Consider the following 22,613-nt stretch of genomic DNA (forward strand, 5'->3'; position numbering starts at 1 on the left):
TTCCAGTTAAGGGCAATGTCCCGGGACAGCTACCAGATGCTGACCCGCTCCGCCGGCGGCATCCACATGCCGTCCTCTTCGGTGACGTCGAAGGCCTCGTGGAAGGCGTCCAGGTTTTTCGCGATCGCGTTCGTCCTGAACTCGTTGGGGGAGTGGGGGTCGGTGGCGAGCCGGCGGACGGCCTCTTCCTGCCGGATCACCTGGCGCCATCCGGCTGCCCACGAGGCGAAGAAGCGCTGCGCGCCGGTGAGCCCGTCCAGGACTTCCGGTTCCTTGCCGTCCAGGCTGATCAGGTACGCCTTGTACGCGATGGCAAGGCCCGCCAGGTCGCCGATGTTCTCGCCCAGGGTGAGCCGTCCGTTGACGAAATGCCCGGGAGCAGCCGACGGCGACAGCGCATCGTACTGGGCCACCAGCTTGGCCGTGAGCTGTTCGAACGCCTGCCGGTCCTCGTCCGTCCACCAGTTCCGGAGGGCGCCGCCGCCGTCGAACTGCGAACCCTGGTCATCGAAGCCGTGCCCGATCTCGTGGCCGATCACGGCACCAATGCCCCCGTAATTGACGGCGTCGTCGGCCTCGGCGGTGAAGAATGGCGGCTGCAGGATCGCGGCCGGGAACACGATCTCGTTCATCATCGGGTGGTAATAGGCATTGACCGTCTGCGGGGTCATCAGCCACTTGTTGCGGTCCACCGGCTTGCCCACCTCATCAAGGTGGCGGTCGACGTCGGCGTTGTGCGCCCGCTCCACGTTGCCCAGCAGGTCGGCAGGATCGATCTCCACGGCGGAATAGTCGATCCATTCATCAGGGAAGCCGATCTTTGCCCGGAAGCCTTCGAGCTTCCGCAGCGCTTCGGCCTTGGTGGCCTCACCCATCCAGCCCACCCCGGTGATGCTGCGGCGGTAGGCCTCGATGAGATTCGCAACGAGCGTCTGCATCCGGGCCTTGTGGGTTTCCGGGAAGTGCCGGGCCACGTAGATCTGGCCCACGGCTTCGCCCAGGGCGGCCTCCACCACGCCCACGCCGCGCTTCCACCGGTCCTTGTTACGGGGCGTGCCGCTGATGGTGGTGCCGTAGAACGCGAAGTTCGCGTCAACGAAGGCTGCTGACAGGTACGGTGCCGCGGCACTGATCACGCGCATGGCAAGCCATTCCTGCCACACGGACAACGGTTCTGATTCCAGTAGCCCGGCTGCGCCTTCGAAGAACGGCGGCGTGCTCACCACGATCTCCTGCCGCTTGTCGCCGTCGATGCCCGCCGCCTCAAACCAGGTGGCAAGGTGCGGGAACAGGGCCGACGCTTCGTCCGCGGTCTTCAGGTTGTAGGTCTTCTGCGGGTTCCGCAGGGTGACGTTGTCCCAGTGGTGCGACGCGAGCTTCGTTTCGAGCTCCACTACCCGCCCGGCCGCGGCTTCCGCGTCCGCCACGCCGGCAAGGCCGAACATGGCCTGCACATGCGACCGGTACGCGGACACCATGGGAGCGAACTTGTCCTCCCGGTAGTAGGACTCGTCCGGAAGCCCCAGGCCGCCCTGGCCGGTGTAGAGCAGGACCCGGTCCGGATTCCCGGCGTCCGGGGCCGGATAGATGTAGAAGAGGCCGCCCACGTCGGCGCGGAACAGCCGCCCCGCCAGTGCTATGAGGTCGGCGGCGGAGGACGTGGCGAAGACGTCCGCAAGCCGCTGGCGGATGGGTTCCATCCCCTTGGCCTCCACGGTCTCCTCATCCATGAAGCTGCTGTAGAGGCCGCCAATCTTGCGCTCGATCCCGCTGGCCGAACCGGCCTTGGCCGCCGCTTCCTCGATGATGTCCCGGACGGCAATTTCGGAACCGTCCCGCAAGGCGGTGAATGTGCCCTCGAGCGGGCGGTCGTCGGGAATTTCCGTGGCCTTCAGCCAGGCGCCGTTGACGTGCTGGTACAGGTCATCCTGCGGCCGGACCGTGTGATCTATGGTGGACAGGTCGATCCCCGAAATGGGCACTGAAACTCCTTTGCTGCAGGCCCTGCATCCGGGCTCCAGCGCCGGAGAGGTCTGCATGGTGGACTTTGCGGACGGTAGTGCCCTTTCATCTTACGCACGCGTGCTAGGCTCAGAATGTGCGTGCAGAGCTCCTTCTCCTTAGCTGCCGCGGCGAGGCCCCAGACGCGATCTAGCGCAAGGCCACCCCTCGCTGCGGAGTTTGTGTTGCCCGGCCACCCTTTCAATGAAGATCTCCAGAAAAGGCCCCACGTAATGCGAAACGCACAAAAGCCCTCCGGAATGCCCGCCCACCGGTACACGCCGTTCCAGGACCTGATCAAGGTCGAACTGCCGGACCGCACCTGGCCGGACAAGGTCATCACCAAGGCTCCCCGCTGGTGCGCTGTCGACCTGCGCGACGGGAACCAGGCCCTGATCGACCCCATGAGCCCGGCCCGCAAGATGAAGATGTTCGACCTGCTGGTCCGTATGGGCTACAAGGAAATCGAGGTCGGCTTCCCGTCCGCATCCCAGACCGACTTCGACTTTGTCCGCCAGCTGATCGAGGGCAACCACATCCCGGACGATGTCACGATCCAGGTGCTGACCCAGGCCCGTGAGCACCTGATCGAGCGCACGTACGAATCCCTGGTCGGCGCCAAGCAGGCGATCGTCCACCTGTACAACTCCACCTCGGTCCTGCAGCGCCGCGTGGTCTTCAACCAGGACGAAGACGGCATCCTGGACATCGCGCTGCAGGGTGCACGGCTGTGCAAGAAGTACGAGGAAACCCTCGGCGATACCCACGTCACCTACGAATACTCGCCGGAATCCTTCACCGGGACAGAGCTCGAGTACGCCGTCCGGGTGTGCAACGCCGTCGCCGACGTCTTCGAGGCGTCCGCCGACGGGCAGGTCATCATCAACCTGCCCGCCACCGTGGAAATGGCCACGCCCAACGTGTACGCGGACTCCATCGAGTGGATGAGCCGCCACCTGCACCCCCGAGAAGGCATCATCCTGTCCCTGCACCCGCACAACGACCGCGGCACCGGCGTCGCCGCCGCCGAACTGGGATACATGGCGGGCGCGGACCGGATCGAGGGCTGCCTCTTCGGCAACGGCGAGCGGACCGGCAACGTGGACCTGGTCACGCTGGGCCTGAACCTGCTCGTCCAGGGCATCGATCCCATGATCGACTTCTCCAACATCGACGACATCCGCCGGACCGTTCGAGTACTGCAACCAGCTGCCCGTCCCGGAACGGTCCCCGTATGGCGGCGACCTTGTCTTCACCGCCTTCTCCGGCTCGCACCAGGACGCCATCAAGAAGGGCTTTGAGGCCCTGGAACGCGACGCTGCCGCCGCCGGAAAGGACGTTGCGGACTTCACCTGGCAGGTTCCGTACCTGCCCATCGACCCCAAGGACCTGGGCCGCAGCTACGAGGCCGTCATCCGCGTGAACTCCCAGTCCGGCAAGGGAGGCGTGGCCTACCTGCTCAAGAACGAGCACAGCCTGGACCTGCCGCGCCGCGCGCAGATCGAGTTCTCCGGCGTCATCCAGCGCCGCACCGACACCGTGGGCGGCGAGGTCAGCGGCGCACAGCTGTGGCAGATCTTCCAGGACGAGTACCTGCCCTCCGGCAAGGCTGATGCGCAGTGGGGCCGCTACGCGCTCGGCGCCGTCAAGACCGAAACGGACGACGACGGCGGCATGACCCTGCACGCCGCCCTCACCATCGACGGTGTGCAGGTCAGCCGCACCGGCACCGGCAACGGGCCCATCGCCGCGCTGCTGGGCATCCTGCATGAGGACGGCGTGGACGTCCGCGTCCTGGACTACAGCGAGCACGCACTCTCCGAGGGCGGCAACGCCCTGGCCGCCGCGTACGTCGAGGCGGCAGTGGGGGAGCGGGTCCTGTGGGGCGTGGGGATCGACGCCAACACCAGCATGTCCGCCCTGAAGGCCGTCATCTCCGCCGTGAACCGCGCCATCAGGGACGCCCAGGCCTGAAAACTGCGAGCCGTGCCGCCGGGACATCCACCCGGCGGCACAGCTGTGTCCGGTGGGATGGGAAGCCAAGAGGATGGGAAGATAAAGCGTGGCCCAACACTCTTTCGCCTCCCGCGCATACCGGGATGACGCCGTCGTGCTCCGCACGCACAAGCTGGGCGAGGCGGACCGCATCATCACCCTCCTGACCAAGCACCACGGCCAGGTGCGCGCGGTGGCCAAGGGTGTGCGGCGCACCAGCAGCCGGTTCGGGGCGAGGCTGGAACCGTTCATGGTGGCAGATCTCCAGCTGGTCTCGGGACGCACCCTGGACATCGTCACCCAGGCCGTGGCCAAGGGCGCCTATGGCGGGAGCATCGCGGCCGATTACGGCCGCTACACGGTTGCCGCGGCCATGACCGAAACCGCCGAAAAGCTGACCGACGTGGACGGTGAATCCGGCACAGCCCAGTACAACCTGCTGGTCGGCGCCCTGGCCGCCCTCAGCCGGGATGAACACGCGCCCGGCCTGATCCTCGATTCCTACCTGCTGCGGGCTCTGGCCACCGGCGGCTGGGCGCCAAGCTTTACCGAGTGTGCCCGCTGCGGACTGCCGGGACCCCACAGCGCTTTCGCGGCCCCCCTGGGCGGGATGGTCTGCAACGGGTGCCGGCCTCCCGGCTCGCCGGCACCGGCCCCCGAAACTGTCGTCCTGCTCGCAGCGCTGCTGACGGGCGACTGGAGCACGGCGGATGTATCCCTGCCGGTGCACCGCAAGGAGGCTGCGGGCCTGGTCGCGGCCTACCTGCAGTGGCACCTCGAACGAGTCCTCAAATCCCTCAAACATGTGGAGCGAAGCTGATAGTGGCCCTGGAAGAAAGAACAACGCAGCCCGCAAGCGGACCCGCCCGGTGGTGGCGCCGTACCCGCACCCTTCCGGGGCCGTGGCGCCGTCCATTCCGGCGGAATTCATCCCCCGCCACGTCGCCATCGTCATGGACGGCAACGGCCGCTGGGCGAACCAGCGCGGACTGCCGCGCATCGAGGGCCACAAGGCCGGCGAACCGGCGCTGCTGGACGTCATGGCCGGCGCCATCGAGCTGGGCATCGAATACGTCAGCGTCTACGCCTTCTCCACCGAGAACTGGCGGCGGTCACCGGAGGAAGTCCGCTTCCTGATGGGATTAACAAGGATGTGCTGCGGCGCCAGCGGAACCAGCTGGACGAGTGGGGGGTGCGGGTCCGCTGGTCCGGGCGGCGGCCCAAACTCTGGGGCTCCGTCATCCGGGAGCTCGAGGAGGCCGAGGAATTCACCGCCGCCAACAGCACGTGCACGTTGACCATGTGTGTTAATTACGGCGGCCGCGCCGAAATCACCGATGCCGTGTCCGCCATCGCGGCCGACGTCGCCGCTGGCAGGTTGAAGCCAGGCGCCATCAGCGAACGGACGATCCAGAAGTACCTGGACGAGCCGGACCTACCGGACGTGGACCTCTTCCTCCGCAGCTCCGGGGAGCAGCGGCTGTCCAACTTCATGCTGTGGCAGTCCGCGTACGCCGAGTTTGTCTTCATGGACACGCTGTGGCCCGACGTGGACCGGCGCACGCTGTGGGCAGCCGTGGAAGAGTACGCGCAGCGGGACCGCCGCTACGGCGGAGCCGTGGACGCGGCGCGGCCGGCGGACGCCATCCGCCAGGACCAGGCCTGAACGCTCAAAGTCCGGGGCTGCCCTCGGCAGGATAGCCGCTGAGCCACGCGGCGAGGTCCCGGTAGGCCTCCTCCCGCACTGCCCGGCGGGACAGCAGGATGTCGTGGATGGCACCCGGGTAGCGGAAGACAGCCACCCGCCGGCCCAGGCCCAGGGCACGCCGGGCTGTCTCCTCGACGTCGATGACCGCATCCGCCGTCATCATCTCCGCAGACCATTCGAGCTGGATGTGGGTACGGTCGGACAGCAGCACAAGCGCGGGCGCCTGGATATCCAGGCGGCGCTCCACTGCGGCGTGGCCGGCAAGCACCGCACGTGCCCACCCTGCCCTGATCGGAAATGAGGCCATGGGCCGCCACACCGGGTCAAGGTTCCATTCCCCGTGTGCTTCCTTGCTCACGCTTTGCCAGTAGCCCGGCATGTCCGGAAGCCGGAACGGGTAGAGCGGGTTGCTCTTGGAGAGCGGGTCCACCAGATAGGTGGCCAGGCTGCGGAGGAAGCTGCTGCCCTGCAGTTCGAGCCACGGGGCATTCAGGATCAGGGTGCCCAAAGCCTTCGGGTTCCGGTCAGCCCACAAGGCCGCGATGAGGCCACCCAGCGAATGGCCCAGCAGGTGGACGGTCGGCGTGACGCCGGGGCCTGCCTTCTCTGCCACGTCGTCCCTGACCGCCTGGATTGCCGCCGCCAGGTCCTCGTCGTACACGGCAAGGTCGCTGGTGTACCCGGGGGTCTGCCAGGAACGGAGGCTGCGCCCAAATTTACGCAGGTCCACGGCGTAGAAGGGGAACCCTGCACGGGTAAGGTATTCGGCCGCTTCCGTCTGCAGGAAGTAGTCCGCCCAGCCGTGCACGTAAAGGACCGCGTCCATCCGGGCAGCCCCGCCCGCGGGGGACGGCCTCACCGCCGGGACCGCGCACCGCACGAGGGTTGCGACGACGTCGCCCTCCTCATCCGGTGCAAGCGGCAACGTTCGCTGCTGGTACGGGGGACCAAGGATGTCCGCGGTCCATTCGCCGCTGCGTTCCCCGACAGCGGAATACTCGGCCGTCATGGATGCGGCCCGGCCGGGGCGGGCGGAAGGGGATCGCCGCCATAGGCGGACAGCCAGCGGGCCAGCCGGGCGTAGGCGTCCGCACGCACCGCGGCAGGCGAGAGGAAGACGTCGTGCAGCGCGCCGTCGATCCGTTCGATCGTCACCGTCCGGCCGAGGGTGAGGGCCCGGGCGCTGATGGTGTTGACATCAAGGACCGCATCCGTGCGCCGCATCTCCTCAGACCAGAACAGCCCGTTCGCGCTGCCGCGGGAGAGCAGGACCAGGATGGGCACCTCGATGTTCAACCCGCGCGCCACCTTGGCGTGCCCCGCCAGCACTGCGCTGAGCCAGCCGGCGCGGACCGGAAAGGCCATGGGCGGCCGGTACCGCTCATCGAGCGGCCACTCTCCTTCAGCCGCGCTGCTGATCGTGCGCCAGTAGAAGCCGCGCTCGGGCAGCCGCAACACCGCTTCGGGGCGGAGCCGTGCCACCGGGCCCACCATGCCGGAGGCTGCCCGGCGCACCAGGCTGCTGCCGTGCATTTCCAGCCAGGGGCTGTTCAGGACCAGGTGGGACACTGTCCCGGGCCGCCTGCTGGCCCACAGCACGGCCACCAGGCCGCCGGTGGAATGACCCATCAGGGTCACAGGCCCGGCCCCGCCCTCCCGGCTGATCAGCCGGAGGGCCTCTTCGATTTCGGCGTCATAGTCGGCCAGGTCCGATACATATCCGCCCGGATACTCGGGCCGCAGGCTTCGGCCATGGTTGTGCATGTCCAGCGCGTAGAAGTCGTAGCCCGCCTCCTGCCAGAACCGTGCCAGGTCCACGTTGAAGAAGTAGTCGCTCCAGCCGTGGAGGAAGAGGACGGCCCGGCGCGGCGCCCGGGACGGGGCGGAACCGTCCCCTGCAGGGCGGAATCGGACCAGGGTGGCGGTCCGTTCGACGCCGTCGGGGCCTGCCGCAGTGAAGGCAAGGGATTCGAACTCCTCACCCAGGATGTCCTGCTGCCAGCCCATGGATTCATGCTAATGCGCACCGCATCCGCTCCGCGTGATTTTGGAACAGGCAGTCCGAGACGGAAGACTGGAGGCATGCGCGTTTACCCCACTTTTTTTCAGGCTGGCCTTTTCATGGATGGACGCCGAGCGCGCCCACAAAATCGGTTTCAAGGGCATCCGGCTCGCGCATGCTTCCGGCGCCGGAAAAATCCTGCAGAAACTGACGGCTCCGGCGCCGTCGCTGCAGACCACGGCTTTTGGCGTGACCTTCCCGTCGCCGTTCGGGCTCGCCGCGGGTTTCGACAAGGAAGGACTTGGCATCGAGGCCCTCTCCGAGCTGGGGTTCGGCCACGTGGAAGTTGGCACCATCACGGGGCAGGCCCAGCCCGGCAACGAGAAGCCGCGGCTGTTCCGGCTGGTGCAGGACCGCGCCGTGATCAACCGGATGGGATTCAACAATGACGGCGCCGCCGCCGTCGCCCCCCGCCTGAAGGCCGCCCGTGCCGCCCTGCAGCGGACGCACACAGGCGTCCGTCCCGTCATTGGCGTCAACATCGGCAAGACCAAGGTCGTGGAACTCGCCGACGCCGTGGACGACTACCTGGTCAGTGCCCGCAGCCTGGCCCCTGCCGCCGACTACCTGGTGGTCAACGTCAGTTCCCCGAACACGCCCGGACTGCGGCTGCTCCAGGACGTGGAGACCCTCCGCCCGTTGCTCACCGCGGTAGGGGAGGAGGCGGACCGGGCCGCCGGGCGGCACGTGCCCCTGCTGGTGAAGATCGCCCCCGACCTCAGCGACGAGGATATCGACGACGTCGCCCGGCTGGCGCTGGACCTCAAGCTGGACGGCATCATCGCCACCAATACCACCATCGCCCGGACCGGTCTCACCTCCCCGGCCGCCGAGGTCGAAAAATGCGGAGCCGGCGGTCTCTCGGGTGCACCCCTGAAGCAGCGGTCGCTCGAGGTGCTGCGGCGCCTGAAGCTGGCAACCGGGGATGCCCTGACGCTCGTGGCTGTGGGCGGCGTCGAAACAGCACAGGATGTCCAGGACAGGCTCGATGCCGGGGCAACACTCGTCCAGGGCTACACCGCATTCCTCTACGAAGGCCCGTTCTGGGCGGCCCGGATCAACCGCGCTTTGGCCAAGAAACGCCGCCCGTAGCGACCTCCTTAAACCGGCAAACCCCGGCGGGTCATCCCGCCGGGGTTTGCTGTTGCTGCAGTTGGTGCCGCTAACTCAGGCCGGGTACTGGCCGCGCTTGACCTGGGGCTTGGGAAGGCGCAGTTTGCGGAACTGCAGGGAGCGCATGGACCCGTACCAGACGGTGCCGCGCTCCACGTCCCCGAACTTCTCCGTGAGCCGCTTGCGGAGTTTGCGGGACAGGATGAAGACGTCCAGGAACACGGCCAGGAACATGACCCAGAACCCACCCAGGACGTAGATCATCAGGTCGCTGGAAGCAGGCACCACCAGGGACACCAGGACAAAGACCAGCGCACCGAACATGAGGTATTCGCCGAGGCTGAAGCGGGCATCCACGTAATCGCGGGCGAACCGCTTCTGCGGTCCCTTGTCCCGCAGGGGGAGGAACCTCTCGTCACCGGTGTCCAGCGCCTGGCGCATTTTCTGCCGCTGGTCCTGGATCGCCTGCCGCTCTGCGGCCTTGGACGCCTTGCGGTCCTCCGGCACCAGCGGGCGCTTGCGCGCTGCTTCCTGGGCCTTGCGGGTTGGGGTTGGAGCTCCCTTGCCAACAACACTGTTAGGCTGCGCCGCAGCGTCTGCCGCCTGCCGGTCTACTGATTCCTGCGCCGAGGGCGCTTCCTTTTTACGTCCGAACACCAGAACAGAATACCCTTGCAGGCCGGTGCAGGCCGCCCTCCGGGTCCGGGCTGCCGCAGGGCCAGATGTGACGCGGGTAATGTTTTCGCCATGACTTCATCACCCCAGGCTGCTCCTACCAACCCTGCCCGTCCCGCCACCCCGGCGCAGGCAGGCCAGAATGTTACGGAAGAACTCCGCGCGTCAATCGACAGCACCTTTGACCGGACCCTGGCCCGGCTCAAGGAACTCGTCGCCATCCCGGGCATCGCCTGGCCAAGCTTCGAGCGTGCGCCGCTGGAACGCAGCGCCGAAGCAGTCGCTGAACTGCTCCGCGCTGCAGGCCTGGACCCGGTACAGGTCCTCGCTTGCCCGAAGGAGGACGGGACTCCCGGCGGTCCGGCCGTCGTCGCCCGCCGTCCGGCCGCCGAGGGCAAGCCCACCATCCTGCTCTATGCCCACCACGACGTCCAGCCGGCCGGAGACGAAGCGCTCTGGGAGACGCAGCCCTTCACCGCAGTGGAGAAGGACGGGCGCCTCTACGGGCGGGGCGCGGCGGATGACAAGGCCGGCATCATGGCCCACATCGCCGCTTACGCCGCGGTGTCCGAGGTCCTCGGTGACGCGCTGGGCCTCGGTGTGACCTTCTTCTTTGAAGGGGAGGAGGAGGCCGGATCACCCACCTTCCGTCCCTTCCTCGAAGCCCACCGGGAGTTGCTGCGGGCCGACGTCATCGTCGTCGCCGATTCGAGCAACTGGAAAGTGGGCGTTCCCGCCCTCACCACCAGCCTCCGGGGGCTCGTGGACGGCACCGTTGAGGTCCAGGTGCTCGAACACGCGGTGCACTCCGGCATGTACGGCGGCCCCGTGCTGGACGCGCCCACGCTGCTGGCCCGCCTGATCGCGACATTCCACGACGCCGAGGGCAACGTCGCCATCGACGGCCTCGTTGCCACGGACCAGGCAACGGTGGACCTGCCCGAAGCCGACTACCGCGCCGATGCCTCCGTGCTCGACGGCGTCCGGCTCGCCGGTTCGGGCAGCATCGCCTCGCGCCTGTGGACGAAACCGGCCCTGTCGATCATCGGTATCGATGCCCCTGCGGTAGCGGTCGCATCCAACACGCTGCTGCCACGGGCCCGTGCCAAGTTCAGCCTTCGGCTCGCCCCCGGCCAGGATCCCGCGGCCGCCATGGACGCGGTGCGCCGGCACGTCGAGGCCCACGCACCTTTCGGTGCCAGGATCATCTTCACCCCGGGGGAGAGCGGCAACCCCTTCCAGACCGACACCTCCTCACCGGCCGCCAAGGTGGCCATGTGGGCCCTCGGCGAGGCATGGGGTGTCCCGGCCGTCAAAACCGGCATCGGCGGTTCCATCCCCTTCATCGCGGACCTGCTGGAGCTTTATCCGGACGCCCAGATCCTGGTGACGGGCGTGGAGGATCCGGACTCCCGCGCCCACAGCGCCAACGAATCCCTCCACCTCGGCGACTTCCGGAAGGCCATCCTGGCCGAGGCGCTGATGCTCGTGCGGCTGAACAGCCAGGGATGACGGGGCCAACGGGAGTGAAAACGGCGCACAGGGAACAAGCGGCGGCCTTGCATGGTTACGTCAGGAGTTAGAGCTACAGGGCTGTCCCGCGTAGCATGTAGCTATAGCCCATACCCCAATCCGTAGGGGCTGGCACCGCCAAGGCGGAGCCGCCAGGACCCGTCCTAAGAAGGTAGGCCAATGAGCACCGCAACCAATGAGAACAGCACCGAAACCACCAGCGCTGCCGGCGAGCTGCCGGTTCATGAGGTCAACCTGACCGACGTCGCAGCAGGCAAGGTCCGCAGTCTTCTCGAGCAGGAAGGCCGTACGGATCTGCGCCTTCGGGTTGCCGTGCAGCCCGGCGGCTGCTCAGGACTGATCTACCAGCTCTACTTTGACGAGCGCCTCCTCGACGGAGACGCCGTCCGCGACTTCGACGGCGTCGAGGTCGTCGTGGACAAGATGAGCGTCCCGTACCTCAGCGGTGCAAGCATCGACTTCGAGGACACCATTTCAAAGCAGGGCTTCACCATCGATAACCCCAATGCCGGTGGCTCCTGCGCCTGTGGAGATTCCTTCCACTAAGCCGGTTGTTTCGCCTGATGCCGGCGCCGTGCCCCCTGCCATGAACATTGGTTGGAGGCACGGCGCCGACATGTGGCGAAATGCCCGGGGGAGCGGTAAGCTCTACACCGAGTAGTAAAACTTTTAGTGTGCCCGGGGCGCCGATGTGCGCCCGGACAACAGCAACAAGTAGGAAGGGCCGTCTGTGAGTTCGCAGAACCGAACCGGCAGCCGACGCAAAACGATCACTACGATCACTGGCTTGGCTATTGCCGGCGCGTTGGTTTTGACCGGATGTTCGCCAGAGGTAGAGAAGGGGTGGCTGCCCACTGAACGTGGCACCACCAGCAACACCGACCGCATCATGGACCTCTGGGTCAACTCATGGATTGCCGCCCTGGTTGTGGGCATCATTACCTGGGGACTGATCGTTTGGTGCATCGTGGCCTACCGCCGCCGCAAGGGCACTGTCGGGTTCCCGCGGCAGACCAGCTTCAACCTTCCCCTGGAAGTCTTCTACCTCACCATCCCGCTGTTCATGGTCCTGGTGTTCTTCTACTTCACCGACCGCGACCAGCAGGCCATCGATGACCGCTCCCAGCCCGCCGACGTCGTCGTTGACGTCCGCGGCAAGCAGTGGGCGTGGGACTTCAACTACAAGGCCGGCGACGTCATCGAAGAAGACGTCCACGAGGCCGGGTCCAGGCGCACCTGACCGGCAACACGATCGACAAGGAACAGCTCCCCACCCTATACCTGCCGGTGAACAAGTCCGTTGACCTGGAACTGAACGCACGCGACGTCATCCACTCCTTCTGGGTTCCCGCCTTCCTGCAGAAGCGCGACATGATCCCCGGCAAGACCAACTACATCCGGTTTACCCCCACTAAAGAGGGCACCTACGACGGCAAGTGCGCCGAACTCTGCGGCGAGTACCACTCCGAAATGCTGTTCCGCGTGAAGGTGGTGTCCGAGGCTGAATTCCAGGCCCACATGGACAACCTGAAGGCTGCGGGCAACACGGGCCTCCTCGGTGTGGAGTACGACCGCAACCCGAACCTGAACGAAATTAAGTAAGGGGAGCGACGTGGCTACGTACACTCAATCCGCACCCACCGGAGTCCTGCCGGCTCCCGTGGTTCCCAAGTCCAAGGGGCGCATTGTCGTCAACTGGATCACCTCCACCGACCACAAGACCATCGGGTACATGTACCTGATCGCGTCCTTCGTGTTCTTCTGCCTGGGCGGCGTGATGGCGCTGCTCATCCGTGCCGAACTCTTCGAGCCCGGCATGCAGATCCTGCAGACCAAGGAGCAGTACAACCAGCTGTTCACCATGCACGGCACCGTGATGCTCCTGATGTTCGCCACCCCGCTGTTCGCCGGGTTCGCAAACGTCATCATGCCGCTGCAGATCGGTGCACCCGACGTCGCGTTCCCGCGCCTTAACGCCCTGGCGTTCTGGTTCTTCCTGTTCGGCTCCACCATTGCCGTCTCGGGCTTCATCACCCCGCAGGGCGCCGCCTCCTTTGGCTGGTTCGCCTACGCGCCGCTGTCCAACACCACATTCAGCCCCGGCATCGGCGGTGACCTGTGGGTCTTCGGCCTGGCGCTGTCCGGTTTCGGCACCATCCTGGGCGCCGTCAACTTCATCACTACCATCATCTGCATGCGCGCCCCCGGCATGACCATGTGGCGGATGCCGATCTTCACCTGGAACACGCTGGTCACGGCCATCCTGGTCCTCATGGCCTTCCCGCCGCTGGCTGCAGCGCTGTTCGCGCTCGGTGCGGACCGCCGCTTCGGTGCCCACATCTTCGACCCGGAGAACGGCGGCGCCGTCCTGTGGCAGCACCTGTTCTGGTTCTTCGGCCACCCCGAGGTGTACATCATCGCGCTGCCGTTCTTCGGCATCGTTTCGGAGATCTTCCCGGTCTTCAGCCGCAAGCCGATCTTCGGCTACAAGGGCCTCGTCTACGCCACCATCGCCATCGCCGCCCTGTCTGTCACCGTGTGGGCGCACCACATGTACGTCACCGGTTCGGTGCTGCTGCCGTTCTTCGCGTTCATGACCATGCTGATCGCGGTGCCCACCGGCGTGAAGTTCTTCAACTGGATCGGTACCATGTGGCGCGGCTCGCTGACGTTCGAAACGCCCATGCTGTGGAGCGTCGGCTTCCTCATCACCTTCCTCTTCGGCGGCCTGACCGGCATCATCCTGGCCTCCCCGCCGCTGGACTTCCACGTCTCCGACTCCTACTTCGTGGTGGCGCACTTCCACTACGTGGTGTTCGGCACCGTGGTGTTCGCGATGTTCGCCGGGTTCTACTTCTGGTGGCCCAAGTGGACCGGCAAGATGCTGAACGAGCGCCTGGGCAAGATCCACTTCTGGCTCCTCTTCCTCGGCTTCCACGGCACCTTCCTCATCCAGCACTGGCTGGGCGTTGAGGGCATGCCCCGCCGCTACGCCGACTACCTGGTGGAGGACAACTTCACTTGGATGAACCAGTTCTCCACGGTTGCGTCCTTCGTCCTCGGTGCCTCGCTCATCCCGTTCTTCTGGAACGTGTACATCACCTGGCGCAACGCCGAAAAGGTCCAGGTGGATGATCCCTGGGGCTTCGGGGCCTCGCTCGAGTGGGCCACGTCCTGCCCGCCGCCGCGGCACAACTTCACGTCGCTGCCTCGCATCCGCTCCGAGCGTCCTGCCCTGGACCTGCACCACCCGGAACTCCGCCAGGTGCACACCGTTGAGTCCCCCGCTCCTGCAGCCCAGGTCCTGGGCAACGCCGACCAGAAGGACACCGCACAGTGAAAATCGAATCCTGGATCTTTGGCGCCGGAGTCTTCTTCTTCGTCCCCGTAGCCCTGGTATACGGCTTCCTGACCAACTGGGGTGAATGGGTCGGCATCCTGGGTATCCTGCTGGTCGGCGGCCTCGCCGGCATGATCGGCGGATACCTCGGCTTCACCGGCAAGCGCGTCGGACTCCGCCCCGAGGACCGCAGCGATGCTGAGATCCACGAGGGCGCCGGCGAGCAGGGCCACTTCAGCCCTTGGAGCTGGTGGCCGCTGGTCCTCGGCCTCGCTTGCGCAGGCGGATTCCTCGGCCTGGCAGTCGGATGGTGGATCCTCTTCATCGCCGCCGGCCTCGCCGTCGTGGCACTCATCGGCTGGGTATACGAGTACAGCCGCGGAGACCACGCCCACTAGGCAAGCAGCTTCATAAGTACGACGTCGGGCCCCACCTTAGGTGGGGCCTGACGTCGTTTGTGTTACCGGCGCGCGCCGCGGCAGTGCAGGGGGCCTGGCCCCGCGGCTGCTAGGGCGCCCCCTGGGACTCCAGGAGGCCGGCAAGGTCCTTCAGGGCCTCGCGGGCTTCCTGATGGCTTGCAGGCCCGTTCAGGGCCGTTTCATTGACGCCCAGTTCCACTTCGCAGCCGTGGTGGAAATCGGCCGCCATCACCTGGAGCAGCGACCGGGCGTCCACACCGCTGATACCGGCCTTGGCGATGGTCACAGGCAAACCAGTGTCGGTGACGGCCCGGACGAAAACCGCGGCAGGACGGGCGTGCAGCCCGACAGAGGCCGTAACCACGGCCTTGTGTGTTGGCAAAGGGGACTCCTTCGTCGCGACGGCCCCCACCCGTCGGTGCTGATTTTTCCTGACCAAATATATCGGCCGCACACATTCACCGCCCAAACAGAACCTAGGCCGGACCGGGCTGGTCTAGACCTGACCTACCATAGAAGGGGAAATTCGACGGCAGGGAGAGACCATGGCGCCGGGCGCTCAGGGCATCAAAGGCGAAATTGACCGCACCAGCGGAACGTCCATCTACATCCAGCTCCGGGAAATCCTGCGGGCCTACATTGCTGAGTCATGCCCTCCCGGCAGTGCGCTTCCGTCCGAGCGCGACCTCGCCGAGCGCTTTGGGCTCGCGAGAATGACCGTCCGGCAGGCCATTGACGCGCTGGTCGGCGAGGAGGTTATCGAACGGGTGGTAGGGCTGGGCACATTCGTCCGCCGGCCCAAAGTTGACCTGCAGGTCAAGCTGACGTCCTACAGCGAGGAGATGCAGCGCCGTGGCATGGTTCCGGCGGCCAAGGTGCTCAGTTTCGAGCAGATCGGTGCCAGTGCATTCCTTGCCCGCGAACTCCAGCTCGATGAGGGAACCCCGCTGGTCCGCTTCCGCCGGCTGCTCCTGGCGGACGGGGAGCCCATGAGCGTGGATGAAAACTTCATCCCGCCCACCGTGTCCCCGGACTCCTGGACGGCGAACCTCCCACGTCCCTGTACAACGTCCTCAGCGAGCAGTTCGGGCTGGTGATGGAGTGGGGCGAGGACATGATCGAGGCGACGGCCGCATCGCCCTCCACGGCCCGGCTCCTCAATGTTGAGGTGGGGTCGCCGCTGCTGAAAATCCAGCGGCACGCGTTCGTGGCGCGGGCGATGGTGGACTACTCCGTGTCCTACTACCGGGCGGACCGGTACAAGCTCTGGGTGCCCCTGCAACGTCCGGGAGCGCGGCGGGCCCGCAACCATTAGAGCCGCCGCTTCCCAGCCCGCAGCAGCCCCCGGAACGTGCTGCCAGGGGTTAACAGAAGAGGCCCGGTCCATGCGGACCGGGCCTCTTCTGTTGTGGAACCTAGTGGGACAGGCTCTTGGCTTCCTCGGGAGCTTCGACCGCTGCGTGGCCGTGGCCGTGTGCAGCCTCAAGCTCGGCAGGGGTTGCCGGAGCAACGCGGTCCTCAAAGAACCACTTGGAGAGCAGTGCGCGGCGCTTCTCCTTGCGCGTCACCACGCCGTGTTCGTTCGGAATCGCCGGAATAACTTCCGGTGACTCGAAGCCCACCAGCTTGTAGCGCTTGTACTCATCCAGCGGTGCGTGGACCTCGATGAACTCACCGTGGGGGAGACGGACGATGCGGCCGGTCTCACGTCCGTGCAGTGCGATTTCGCGGTCCTTGCGCTGGAGCGCCAGGGCAACGCGCTTGGTGACGATGAACGCAATGATCGGGCCGATGAAGAACAGTGCACGCAGCCAGTACGTGACGTCGTTCAGCGAGACACCGAAGTGCGTCGCGATGAGGTCGGATCCTGCCGCGGCCCACATCACGCAGTACCAGACGAAACCGGCCATGCCGATCGCGGTGCGGGTGGGGGCGTTGCGGGGACGGTCAAGCACGTGGTGCTCGCGGTCGTCCTTGGTAACCCAGCGTTCGATCCACGGGTACATGAACATCACGGTGAACAGGATGCCCGCCGGGACAAGGGCCGGCAGCAGCACGTTGAACGTGAAGACGAAGCCGAACCAGTTCTGCTCCACCTGCCAGTCACCGAAGGTACCCGGCATCAGGCGCAGGGCGCCGTCCACGAAGCCGATGTACCAGTCAGGCTGGGTACCGGCGGAAACGGGGGAGGGATCGTAGGGACCGTAGTTCCAGATCGGGTTGATGGTGAAGAAGCCGGCCATCAGGGCCAGGACACCGAAGACGATGAAGAAGAACCCACCGGCCTTGGCGGCGTACACCGGACCCAGGGGGTAGCCCACAACGTTGTTGTCGTTGCGGCCCGGGCCGGGGTACTGGGTGTGCTTGTGGACGACCACCATGAACAGGTGCAGGACGATCATGAGCAGGATAAGCGCCGGCACCAGCAGGATGTGCAGCATGTACAGGCGGCCGATGATGGCGGTGCCCGGGAACTCGCCACCGAACAGGAAGAACGAGATGTAGGTGCCGATGACCGGGATGGACTTGATGACGCCGTCGATGATGCGCAGGCCGTTGCCGGACAGCAGGTCATCAGGCAGCGAGTATCCGGTGAAGCCGGCAGCCATGGCCAGGATGAGCAGCACCCCGCCGACAACCCAGTTCATTTCGCGCGGCCGGCGGAATGCGCCGGTGAAGAAAACGCGGAGCATGTGCACGGCGATGGAGGCCACGAACAGCAGTGCCGCCCAGTGGTGTACCTGGCGCATGAAGAGCCCGCCGCGGACATCAAAGGAGATATCCAGGGAAGAGTTGTAGGCCACCGACATCTCCACGCCCTTGAGGGGGACGTAGGAGCCGTCGTAGTGGGTCTCCGCCATGGACGGATCAAAGAAGAACGTCAGGAAAGTGCCCGAGAGCAGTAGGATGACGAAGGAGTAGAGGGCAACTTCGCCGAACATGAAGGACCAGTGGTCCGGGAAAACCTTGCGGCCGAATTCCCGAAGGATTCCAGAGCCGCCAACGCGCGAGTCGACGAAGTCGGTAAACCGGCCGGTCTTGGTTTTGGCGACGAAAGCGGGCTCAGCTGTTGATGCTGCGCTCATGCATATCACGCTCCCAGTAACTTGGTCCTACGGGTTCTTTGAAGTCGCTGGTAGCGACCAGGTAGCCCTCGTCGTCAACTGCGATGGGCAGCTGGGGAGAGGCCGGCTGGCGGGGCCGAAGATCACCTTGCACTCCTGCGTGAGGTCAAAGGTGGACTGGTGGCACGGGCACAGCAGGTGGTGCGTCTGCTGCTCGTACAGAGCAACAGGGCAGCCGACGTGGGTGCAGATCTTGGAGTAGGCAACGATGCCGTTGTAACCCCAGTCCTCGCGTCCCTCGGAAGGGTTCAGCGAGGCAGGATCCAGACGCATGAGCAGCACAACGGCCTTGGCCTTTTCGTTGAGCTTGCCCTCGTGGAGTTCGTTCAGCCCTTCGGGAATCACGTGGAAGGCCGAACCGATGGTGACGTCCGCAGCCTTGATGGGGGTGCCATCGGGGTCGCGGGCGAGGCGCTTGAGCTTGCCGTCCTGCGGCGCCCACATGGTGTGCGCCAGCTTGTTGTCCGGGCGCGGCCCAGGTCGCCGAAAATGGCGACGGCGGGGAGCGAGCCAGGGCAACGGCGCCGAGAAGCGTGTTGCGGATCAGCGGGCGGCGCTTGATGCCGGTCTCCTCGACGATGTCGTCGACGATGCGGACAGCTGCCTTCCGGTCCTCTTCGTAGCGGATCGCGTGGCGTTCCTCGGAGACCTCGTGATCGGGCATCAGGGCCTTGGCCCAGTGCACGATGCCGGTACCGATGCCGAGCATCGCGAACGCGGTACCAAGGCCCAGCAGCATGTTCTGGAGCCGGATGGTGCCGATGGTGGACTCGTCGCCACCCAGATCGATGGCAAAGTACGCCACCAGGAAGATCAGGGTTCCAACAACAGAGATGCCAAATAGTAAGGCGACCTGCCGTTCTGCCCGCTTTGCGGCCTTCGGGTCCGTGTCAGCCAGGCGCAAACGGTGCGGGGGAATTCCAGGATCCTGGAACTTCTCCACCTCATTCTGACCAGCCGTAGCTACGGTGCCCGAGTGGTTCGGACTGCCGTCACTATGGTTGCCCATAATTCGCCTCATCCTTCTCTCGTCCCGGCGGGTGCCGGGTTAGTTTCTAATATCAATCTGCTGACGGTGCAGCAGTAATTCTTGGGCTTGGGCCGGACGTCAGGACGTACGGGAGGTCAGCCAGATGGTGAACGCGATGATGACACCGAGGCCGGCGACCCAGACAAACAGGCCTTCTGCGACCGGACCCAGTGAACCGAGGTCGGCGCCACCGGGGGAACCGGTGGTTTCGATCTGCTTCAGGAAGGTGATGATGTCGCGCTTGCCCTCGGGGGTGATGTTTGAGTCACTGAACACCGGCATGTTCTGCGGGCCGGTGACCATGGCCTCGTAGATGTGCTTTCCGGAAACGTCGGCCAGGGCCGGAGCGAACTTGCCCCTTGTCAGGGCACCGCCGGCGGCAGCTGCGTTGTGGCACATGGCGCAGTTGGTGCGGAACAGCTCGCCACCCTCGGCGGCGTCGCCGCCTTCGTCCAGCAGCTCTTCTTCAGGAACTGCCGGGCCGGCTCCCAGGGAAGCAACATACGCTGACAACTGCTGGGTCTGCTCATCGTTGAACTGGACAGGCTTCTTGAGTGCCTGGGGCTGTTCATCTGCATCGGCATGCGGCCGGTGCCAACCTGGAAGTCAACTGCAGCGGCACCTACGCCCACCAGGGAGGGTCCATCCTGGGTTCCACTTGCACCGAAGCCGTGGCACGTGGCGCAGTTGGCGTCAAACAGCTTGCCGCCCTCTTCAACGTCGTTCGCACTGTAGGTGGTGGTGGAAGCCTTGGCCTCGTTGACGGTGGTGGCAACGGCGTACAGCCCACCCGTGAGGAGGAGCCCCATCAGGAGCAGCGCTATTGCTGCAAGTGGGTGACGCCGCTTTTGTGAGAGTGCCTTCACGTGGTGGTTCCTTTAGTCGTTCCTGCGCCGGCTCCGGGAGCCGCTACCTGAAATTCTGCCTCTTGTAGAAAAAAGAATCAAAGCTGGCTACTTGAGTACGTAGATGACCAGGAAGAGGCCGATCCACACGACGTCCACGAAGTGCCAGTAGTAAGAGGTGACGATCGCAGACGTTGCTTCGAAGTGCCCGAACTTCTTCGCGGCAAAAGCACGGCCCATGATGAGCAGGAAGGCGATGAGCCCGCCGATCACGTGCAGGCCGTGGAAGCCGGTGGTCATGTAGAACGCGGAGCCGTAGGCGTTGGAGGAGAGCGATACGTGCTCGGAAACGAGCATGGCGTACTCGGTGGCCTGGCCGGCGACGAAGAACGCACCCATAAGGAACGTCAGGAGGAACCATTCGTTCATTCCCCAGCGGGAGAACTGGAACGCACCCCCGGTCCGGCGCGGCTGGAGCCGCTCAGCGGCGAAGACGCCCATCTGGCAAGTGAAGGAACTGGCCACGAGGACGATCGTGTTGGCGAGCGCGAAGGGGAAGTTGAGCTTGGCTGTCTCGTCCGCCCACATTTGCGCGCTGGTGGAGCGCAGGGTGAAGTACATGGCGAAGAGACCGGCGAAGAACATCAACTCGCTGGACAGCCACACTACGGTTCCAACGGAAACCATATTGGGGCGGTTCAGCGTGGGGTGCGCCGGGGTACTGGGGGCATGGGTCGCAGATGTCACATAGACATTATGTCTGTAAAAGTCCGTGCTGCCCAACGCAAACCGCCTTTTCGGGGGACTTTTTCTACAAAGACGCGAAATCGCTGCGAAAAGTTCCCCGGGCCGTTCATATTGGTCAGCCCGCGGCTTCCCTCGATAGCATCAGGAGGTGACTTCACAGGCTTCTGCAGCGTCCGCCAACTCGTGGCCCCGGCTCATCTCGTCCTTGATCAGCGGCAGGGACCTTCCGGCGGACAACACCTCCTGGGCGATGGACACCATCATGTCCGGGGAGGCCACTCCGGCGCAGATAGCCGGTTTCCTGGTTGCCCTCAGTGCCAAGGGTGAAACCGTTGAGGAGCTTTCGGGCCTCGTGGACGCCATGCTGGCGCACGCCAACCCGGTGACGATTACCGGCGAAAAGCTGGACATCGTCGGCACCGGTGGTGACCAACTTAACACCGTTAATATTTCCACTATGGCGGCCCTCGTCGCTGCCGGTGCCGGTGCGAAGGTGGTCAAGCACGGCAACCGGGCTGCGTCGTCGTCGTCGGGATCAGCGGACGTTCTGGAGGCGCTCGGGGTCCGCCTCGACCTGTCCATCGAGCAGGTGGCACGCAATGCCGAAGAGGCGGGAATCACATTCTGCTTCGCCCAGGTCTTCCACCCGTCGTTCCGCCATACCGCGGTGCCGAGGCGGGAGCTGGCGATTCCCACGGCATTCAACTTCCTGGGCCCTCTCACCAACCCCGCGCAGGTGCAGGCCTCCGCCGTCGGGGTTGCCCATGCCCGGATGGCGCCGCTGGTCGCGGGGGTGCTCGCCCGCCGGGGGAGCCGGGGGCTTGTTTTCCGCGGAAATGACGGACTCGACGAGCTCACCACCACCGGCCCGTCCACGGTGTGGGAAATCCGCGGCGGTGCCGTGAACGAACTGACGTTTGCACCCCAGGACCTCGGAATCAGCCTGGCCACTGTGGAACAGCTGCGCGGCGGGGACGCGCAGGCGAATGCGGCCGTGGTGCGGGAAGTCCTGGCAGGCAAGGAAGGCCCCGCACGGGACGCGGTGCTGCTCAACGCCGCGGCCGGGCTCGTTGCCTTCGACCTTGCCGCGGAGGGACCGTTCCTGGACCGGATGCAAATGGCGTATGCCAGAGCCGCAGAATCCATCGATTCCGGTGCCGCAGCTGCAGTGCTCGACAAATGGGTGGCCCTGACCAGGGCCTAGGCCCCTATTGCTCGAAGCCGAGCGAGAACGCCGCGTCCAGGTCGTGCTGCGAGTAGGCGCGGAACGCGATGTGCGTGGTGGTATGAACCACGGCGGGAACCTTTGAGAGCTTGTCGGCGATGACATCTGCCAGGTCCTCATGCCTGCGGACCCGCGCAACGGCGATCAGATCCCATTCGCCCGTGACCGAATAGACCTCGCTGATCCCGTCGATCGCTGAGATCTCCTCCGCCGTCTCGGGAATACGCGAAGCGTCGGTCTTGATCAGAACGAATGCGGTGATCACGTTGAACCCCTCCGGATCAGTTGCGCCGCGGCAATGCCCGGCAGGCTTGTCAGTGCTGCCAGCCTATTACATCCGCGCGCTGCGCCTGCCCGGCCAGCCAAGTCCAAGGTTACGTTCTCCGGCGGCGGACACCGGCGATGACCAGGCGGTAGCCCACCAGGAGAACGCCAAGGCTCAGCAACGCCACAATAACGAAGGGGAGTACCACCGTCTGGCCGGTGACGGCCCGCAGCAGCATGCCTCCCACGAGGCTGCCCAGCCAGACCGCCAGGCCGCTCCTGCGTACCGACAGGGGATCGCGCCATGCCCGCGCCGCCAGCCATCCAGCTGCCGCCCCTGCCAGGAACGGCCATGCCGTGAGGAGCACGCCGGAGACCACATCCCCGCGCTGGTGGGCGTCACGTCCGACGGCGGCGAAGACCAGGATCAGCACGAGATCGGCTACAGCGGCTGCCGCCGCCACAGCGGTCAACGAAGGCTTGGCTGGCTTCAGATTCCGGGAACTCATGGATTCGACCTTAGCGTCCCGT

General features: G+C 65.5%; 15 protein-coding genes and 7 pseudogenes. 11 read left to right on the forward strand and 11 right to left on the reverse strand.

Going from position 1 to position 22,613, the window contains the following annotated elements; translation table 11 throughout:
• Positions 1–29: 29 nt before the first annotated feature.
• Complete coding sequence (locus tag ACPEE0_RS09480) at positions 30–1,982, reverse strand: M13 family metallopeptidase (protein ID WP_407709476.1); 1,953 nt, start codon at positions 1,980–1,982, stop codon at positions 30–32.
• Positions 1,983–2,234: 252 nt separating this feature from the next.
• Between ACPEE0_RS09480 and leuA the strand changes: the two are divergent.
• The 3 genes and pseudogenes from leuA to ACPEE0_RS09495 all read left to right on the forward strand — a co-directional run bounded on the left by leuA (position 2,235) and on the right by ACPEE0_RS09495 (position 5,662).
• Positions 2,235–3,975 (forward strand): annotated as a pseudogene (gene leuA / locus ACPEE0_RS09485) (2-isopropylmalate synthase).
• An 88-nt stretch (positions 3,976–4,063) separates the two neighbouring features.
• Positions 4,064–4,816 carry a DNA repair protein RecO gene (gene recO, locus ACPEE0_RS09490; protein ID WP_407709474.1) on the forward strand — a complete coding sequence of 251 codons (753 nt, stop codon included), beginning with the start codon at positions 4,064–4,066 and terminating at the stop codon, positions 4,814–4,816.
• Positions 4,800–5,662 (forward strand): annotated as a pseudogene (locus ACPEE0_RS09495) (isoprenyl transferase). Before recO ends, ACPEE0_RS09495 begins: the two are co-directional and overlap by 17 nt.
• A 4-nt stretch (positions 5,663–5,666) precedes the next feature.
• Here the strand turns inward: ACPEE0_RS09495 and ACPEE0_RS09500 are convergent.
• Positions 5,667–6,713, reverse strand: coding sequence for an alpha/beta hydrolase (locus ACPEE0_RS09500; RefSeq protein ID WP_009359022.1), 1,047 nt, complete (start codon positions 6,711–6,713; stop codon positions 5,667–5,669).
• Positions 6,710–7,711 (reverse strand): alpha/beta hydrolase, encoded by a 1,002-nt coding sequence (locus tag ACPEE0_RS09505; RefSeq protein ID WP_354175951.1) that lies wholly within the window; start codon positions 7,709–7,711, stop codon positions 6,710–6,712. Before ACPEE0_RS09505 ends, ACPEE0_RS09500 begins: the two co-directional genes overlap by 4 nt.
• 75 nt (positions 7,712–7,786) lie before the next feature.
• On the opposite strand from ACPEE0_RS09505, the pseudogene ACPEE0_RS09510 reads away from it, so the two are divergent.
• Positions 7,787–8,858 (forward strand): annotated as a pseudogene (locus ACPEE0_RS09510) (quinone-dependent dihydroorotate dehydrogenase).
• A gap of 75 nt (positions 8,859–8,933) precedes the next feature.
• Here ACPEE0_RS09510 and ACPEE0_RS09515 read toward each other — a convergent pair.
• Positions 8,934–9,536: a DUF3043 domain-containing protein gene (locus ACPEE0_RS09515; RefSeq protein ID WP_035753534.1), complete on the reverse strand. Its 603-nt coding sequence runs from the start codon at positions 9,534–9,536 to the stop codon at positions 8,934–8,936.
• A gap of 90 nt (positions 9,537–9,626) precedes the next feature.
• Here ACPEE0_RS09515 and ACPEE0_RS09520 point away from each other — a divergent pair, with 90 nt between their 5' ends.
• The 5 genes and pseudogenes from ACPEE0_RS09520 (at position 9,627) to ACPEE0_RS09540 (ending at position 14,825) form a co-directional block, all read left to right on the forward strand.
• Positions 9,627–11,066 (forward strand): dipeptidase, encoded by a 1,440-nt coding sequence (locus ACPEE0_RS09520; protein WP_424574408.1) that lies wholly within the window; start codon positions 9,627–9,629, stop codon positions 11,064–11,066.
• Positions 11,067–11,246: 180 nt separating this feature from the next.
• Positions 11,247–11,633: a HesB/IscA family protein gene (locus tag ACPEE0_RS09525; protein WP_009359026.1), complete on the forward strand. Its 387-nt coding sequence runs from the start codon at positions 11,247–11,249 to the stop codon at positions 11,631–11,633.
• A gap of 184 nt (positions 11,634–11,817) precedes the next feature.
• Positions 11,818–12,689 (forward strand): annotated as a pseudogene (gene coxB, locus ACPEE0_RS09530) (cytochrome c oxidase subunit II).
• Positions 12,690–12,699: 10 nt separating this feature from the next.
• Positions 12,700–14,427 (forward strand): cytochrome c oxidase subunit I, encoded by a 1,728-nt coding sequence (gene ctaD / locus ACPEE0_RS09535; protein WP_035753543.1) that lies wholly within the window; start codon positions 12,700–12,702, stop codon positions 14,425–14,427.
• Entirely contained in the window at positions 14,424–14,825 is a 402-nt protein-coding gene (locus tag ACPEE0_RS09540; protein ID WP_009359029.1) for a cytochrome c oxidase subunit 4, read from the forward strand. The genes ctaD and ACPEE0_RS09540 overlap by 4 nt, the downstream gene beginning before the upstream one ends.
• A 109-nt stretch (positions 14,826–14,934) precedes the next feature.
• On the opposite strand, the gene ACPEE0_RS09545 is transcribed toward ACPEE0_RS09540, so the two are convergent.
• Complete coding sequence (locus ACPEE0_RS09545; protein WP_009359030.1) at positions 14,935–15,228, reverse strand: HPr family phosphocarrier protein; 294 nt, start codon at positions 15,226–15,228, stop codon at positions 14,935–14,937.
• 163 nt (positions 15,229–15,391) lie between these two features.
• Between ACPEE0_RS09545 and ACPEE0_RS09550 the strand changes: the two are divergent.
• A pseudogene (locus tag ACPEE0_RS09550) lies at positions 15,392–16,161 on the forward strand (GntR family transcriptional regulator).
• A gap of 100 nt (positions 16,162–16,261) precedes the next feature.
• Here the strand turns inward: ACPEE0_RS09550 and ACPEE0_RS09555 are convergent.
• The 4 genes and pseudogenes from ACPEE0_RS09555 to ACPEE0_RS09570 form a co-directional block, all read right to left on the reverse strand.
• A complete protein-coding gene (locus tag ACPEE0_RS09555; RefSeq protein ID WP_354175946.1) occupies positions 16,262–17,932 on the reverse strand; it encodes a cytochrome b in 1,671 nt (556 codons plus the stop codon).
• A pseudogene (locus ACPEE0_RS09560) lies at positions 17,910–18,980 on the reverse strand (Rieske 2Fe-2S domain-containing protein). Before ACPEE0_RS09560 ends, ACPEE0_RS09555 begins: the two are co-directional and overlap by 23 nt.
• Positions 18,981–19,079: 99 nt before the next feature.
• Positions 19,080–19,867 (reverse strand): annotated as a pseudogene (locus tag ACPEE0_RS09565) (c-type cytochrome).
• An 87-nt stretch (positions 19,868–19,954) separates the two neighbouring features.
• Positions 19,955–20,629: a cytochrome c oxidase subunit 3 gene (locus ACPEE0_RS09570; protein WP_268743683.1), complete on the reverse strand. Its 675-nt coding sequence runs from the start codon at positions 20,627–20,629 to the stop codon at positions 19,955–19,957.
• 112 nt (positions 20,630–20,741) lie between these two features.
• Between ACPEE0_RS09570 and trpD the strand changes: the two genes are divergently transcribed.
• Positions 20,742–21,797 carry an anthranilate phosphoribosyltransferase gene (trpD, locus tag ACPEE0_RS09575; RefSeq protein ID WP_424574409.1) on the forward strand — a complete coding sequence of 352 codons (1,056 nt, stop codon included), beginning with the start codon at positions 20,742–20,744 and terminating at the stop codon, positions 21,795–21,797.
• A gap of 4 nt (positions 21,798–21,801) precedes the next feature.
• On the opposite strand, the gene ACPEE0_RS09580 is transcribed toward trpD, so the two are convergent.
• Together ACPEE0_RS09580 and ACPEE0_RS09585 are read right to left on the reverse strand one after the other, a co-directional pair.
• Positions 21,802–22,083 (reverse strand): Lrp/AsnC family transcriptional regulator, encoded by a 282-nt coding sequence (locus ACPEE0_RS09580; protein WP_009359036.1) that lies wholly within the window; start codon positions 22,081–22,083, stop codon positions 21,802–21,804.
• A 109-nt stretch (positions 22,084–22,192) separates the two neighbouring features.
• Positions 22,193–22,591 carry a DUF3054 domain-containing protein gene (locus ACPEE0_RS09585; protein ID WP_009359037.1) on the reverse strand — a complete coding sequence of 133 codons (399 nt, stop codon included), beginning with the start codon at positions 22,589–22,591 and terminating at the stop codon, positions 22,193–22,195.
• Between the last annotated feature and the right edge of the window lie 22 nt (positions 22,592–22,613).

The organism is Arthrobacter sp. SD76, from assembly GCF_049726125.1.
Classification (GTDB): domain Bacteria; phylum Actinomycetota; class Actinomycetes; order Actinomycetales; family Micrococcaceae; genus Arthrobacter; species Arthrobacter nitrophenolicus.

Coding starts and splice junctions, on each gene's coding strand:
- ACPEE0_RS09520 (WP_424574408.1), top strand. CDS start 9,627: ATGACTTCATCACCCCAGGCTGCTCCTACCAACCCTGCCCGTCCCGCC.
- ACPEE0_RS09500 (WP_009359022.1), bottom strand. CDS start 6,713: ATGACGGCCGAGTATTCCGCTGTCGGGGAACGCAGCGGCGAATGGACC.
- ACPEE0_RS09525 (WP_009359026.1), top strand. CDS start 11,247: ATGAGCACCGCAACCAATGAGAACAGCACCGAAACCACCAGCGCTGCC.
- ACPEE0_RS09505 (WP_354175951.1), bottom strand. CDS start 7,711: ATGGGCTGGCAGCAGGACATCCTGGGTGAGGAGTTCGAATCCCTTGCC.
- ACPEE0_RS09555 (WP_354175946.1), bottom strand. CDS start 17,932: ATGAGCGCAGCATCAACAGCTGAGCCCGCTTTCGTCGCCAAAACCAAG.
- ACPEE0_RS09585 (WP_009359037.1), bottom strand. CDS start 22,591: ATGAGTTCCCGGAATCTGAAGCCAGCCAAGCCTTCGTTGACCGCTGTG.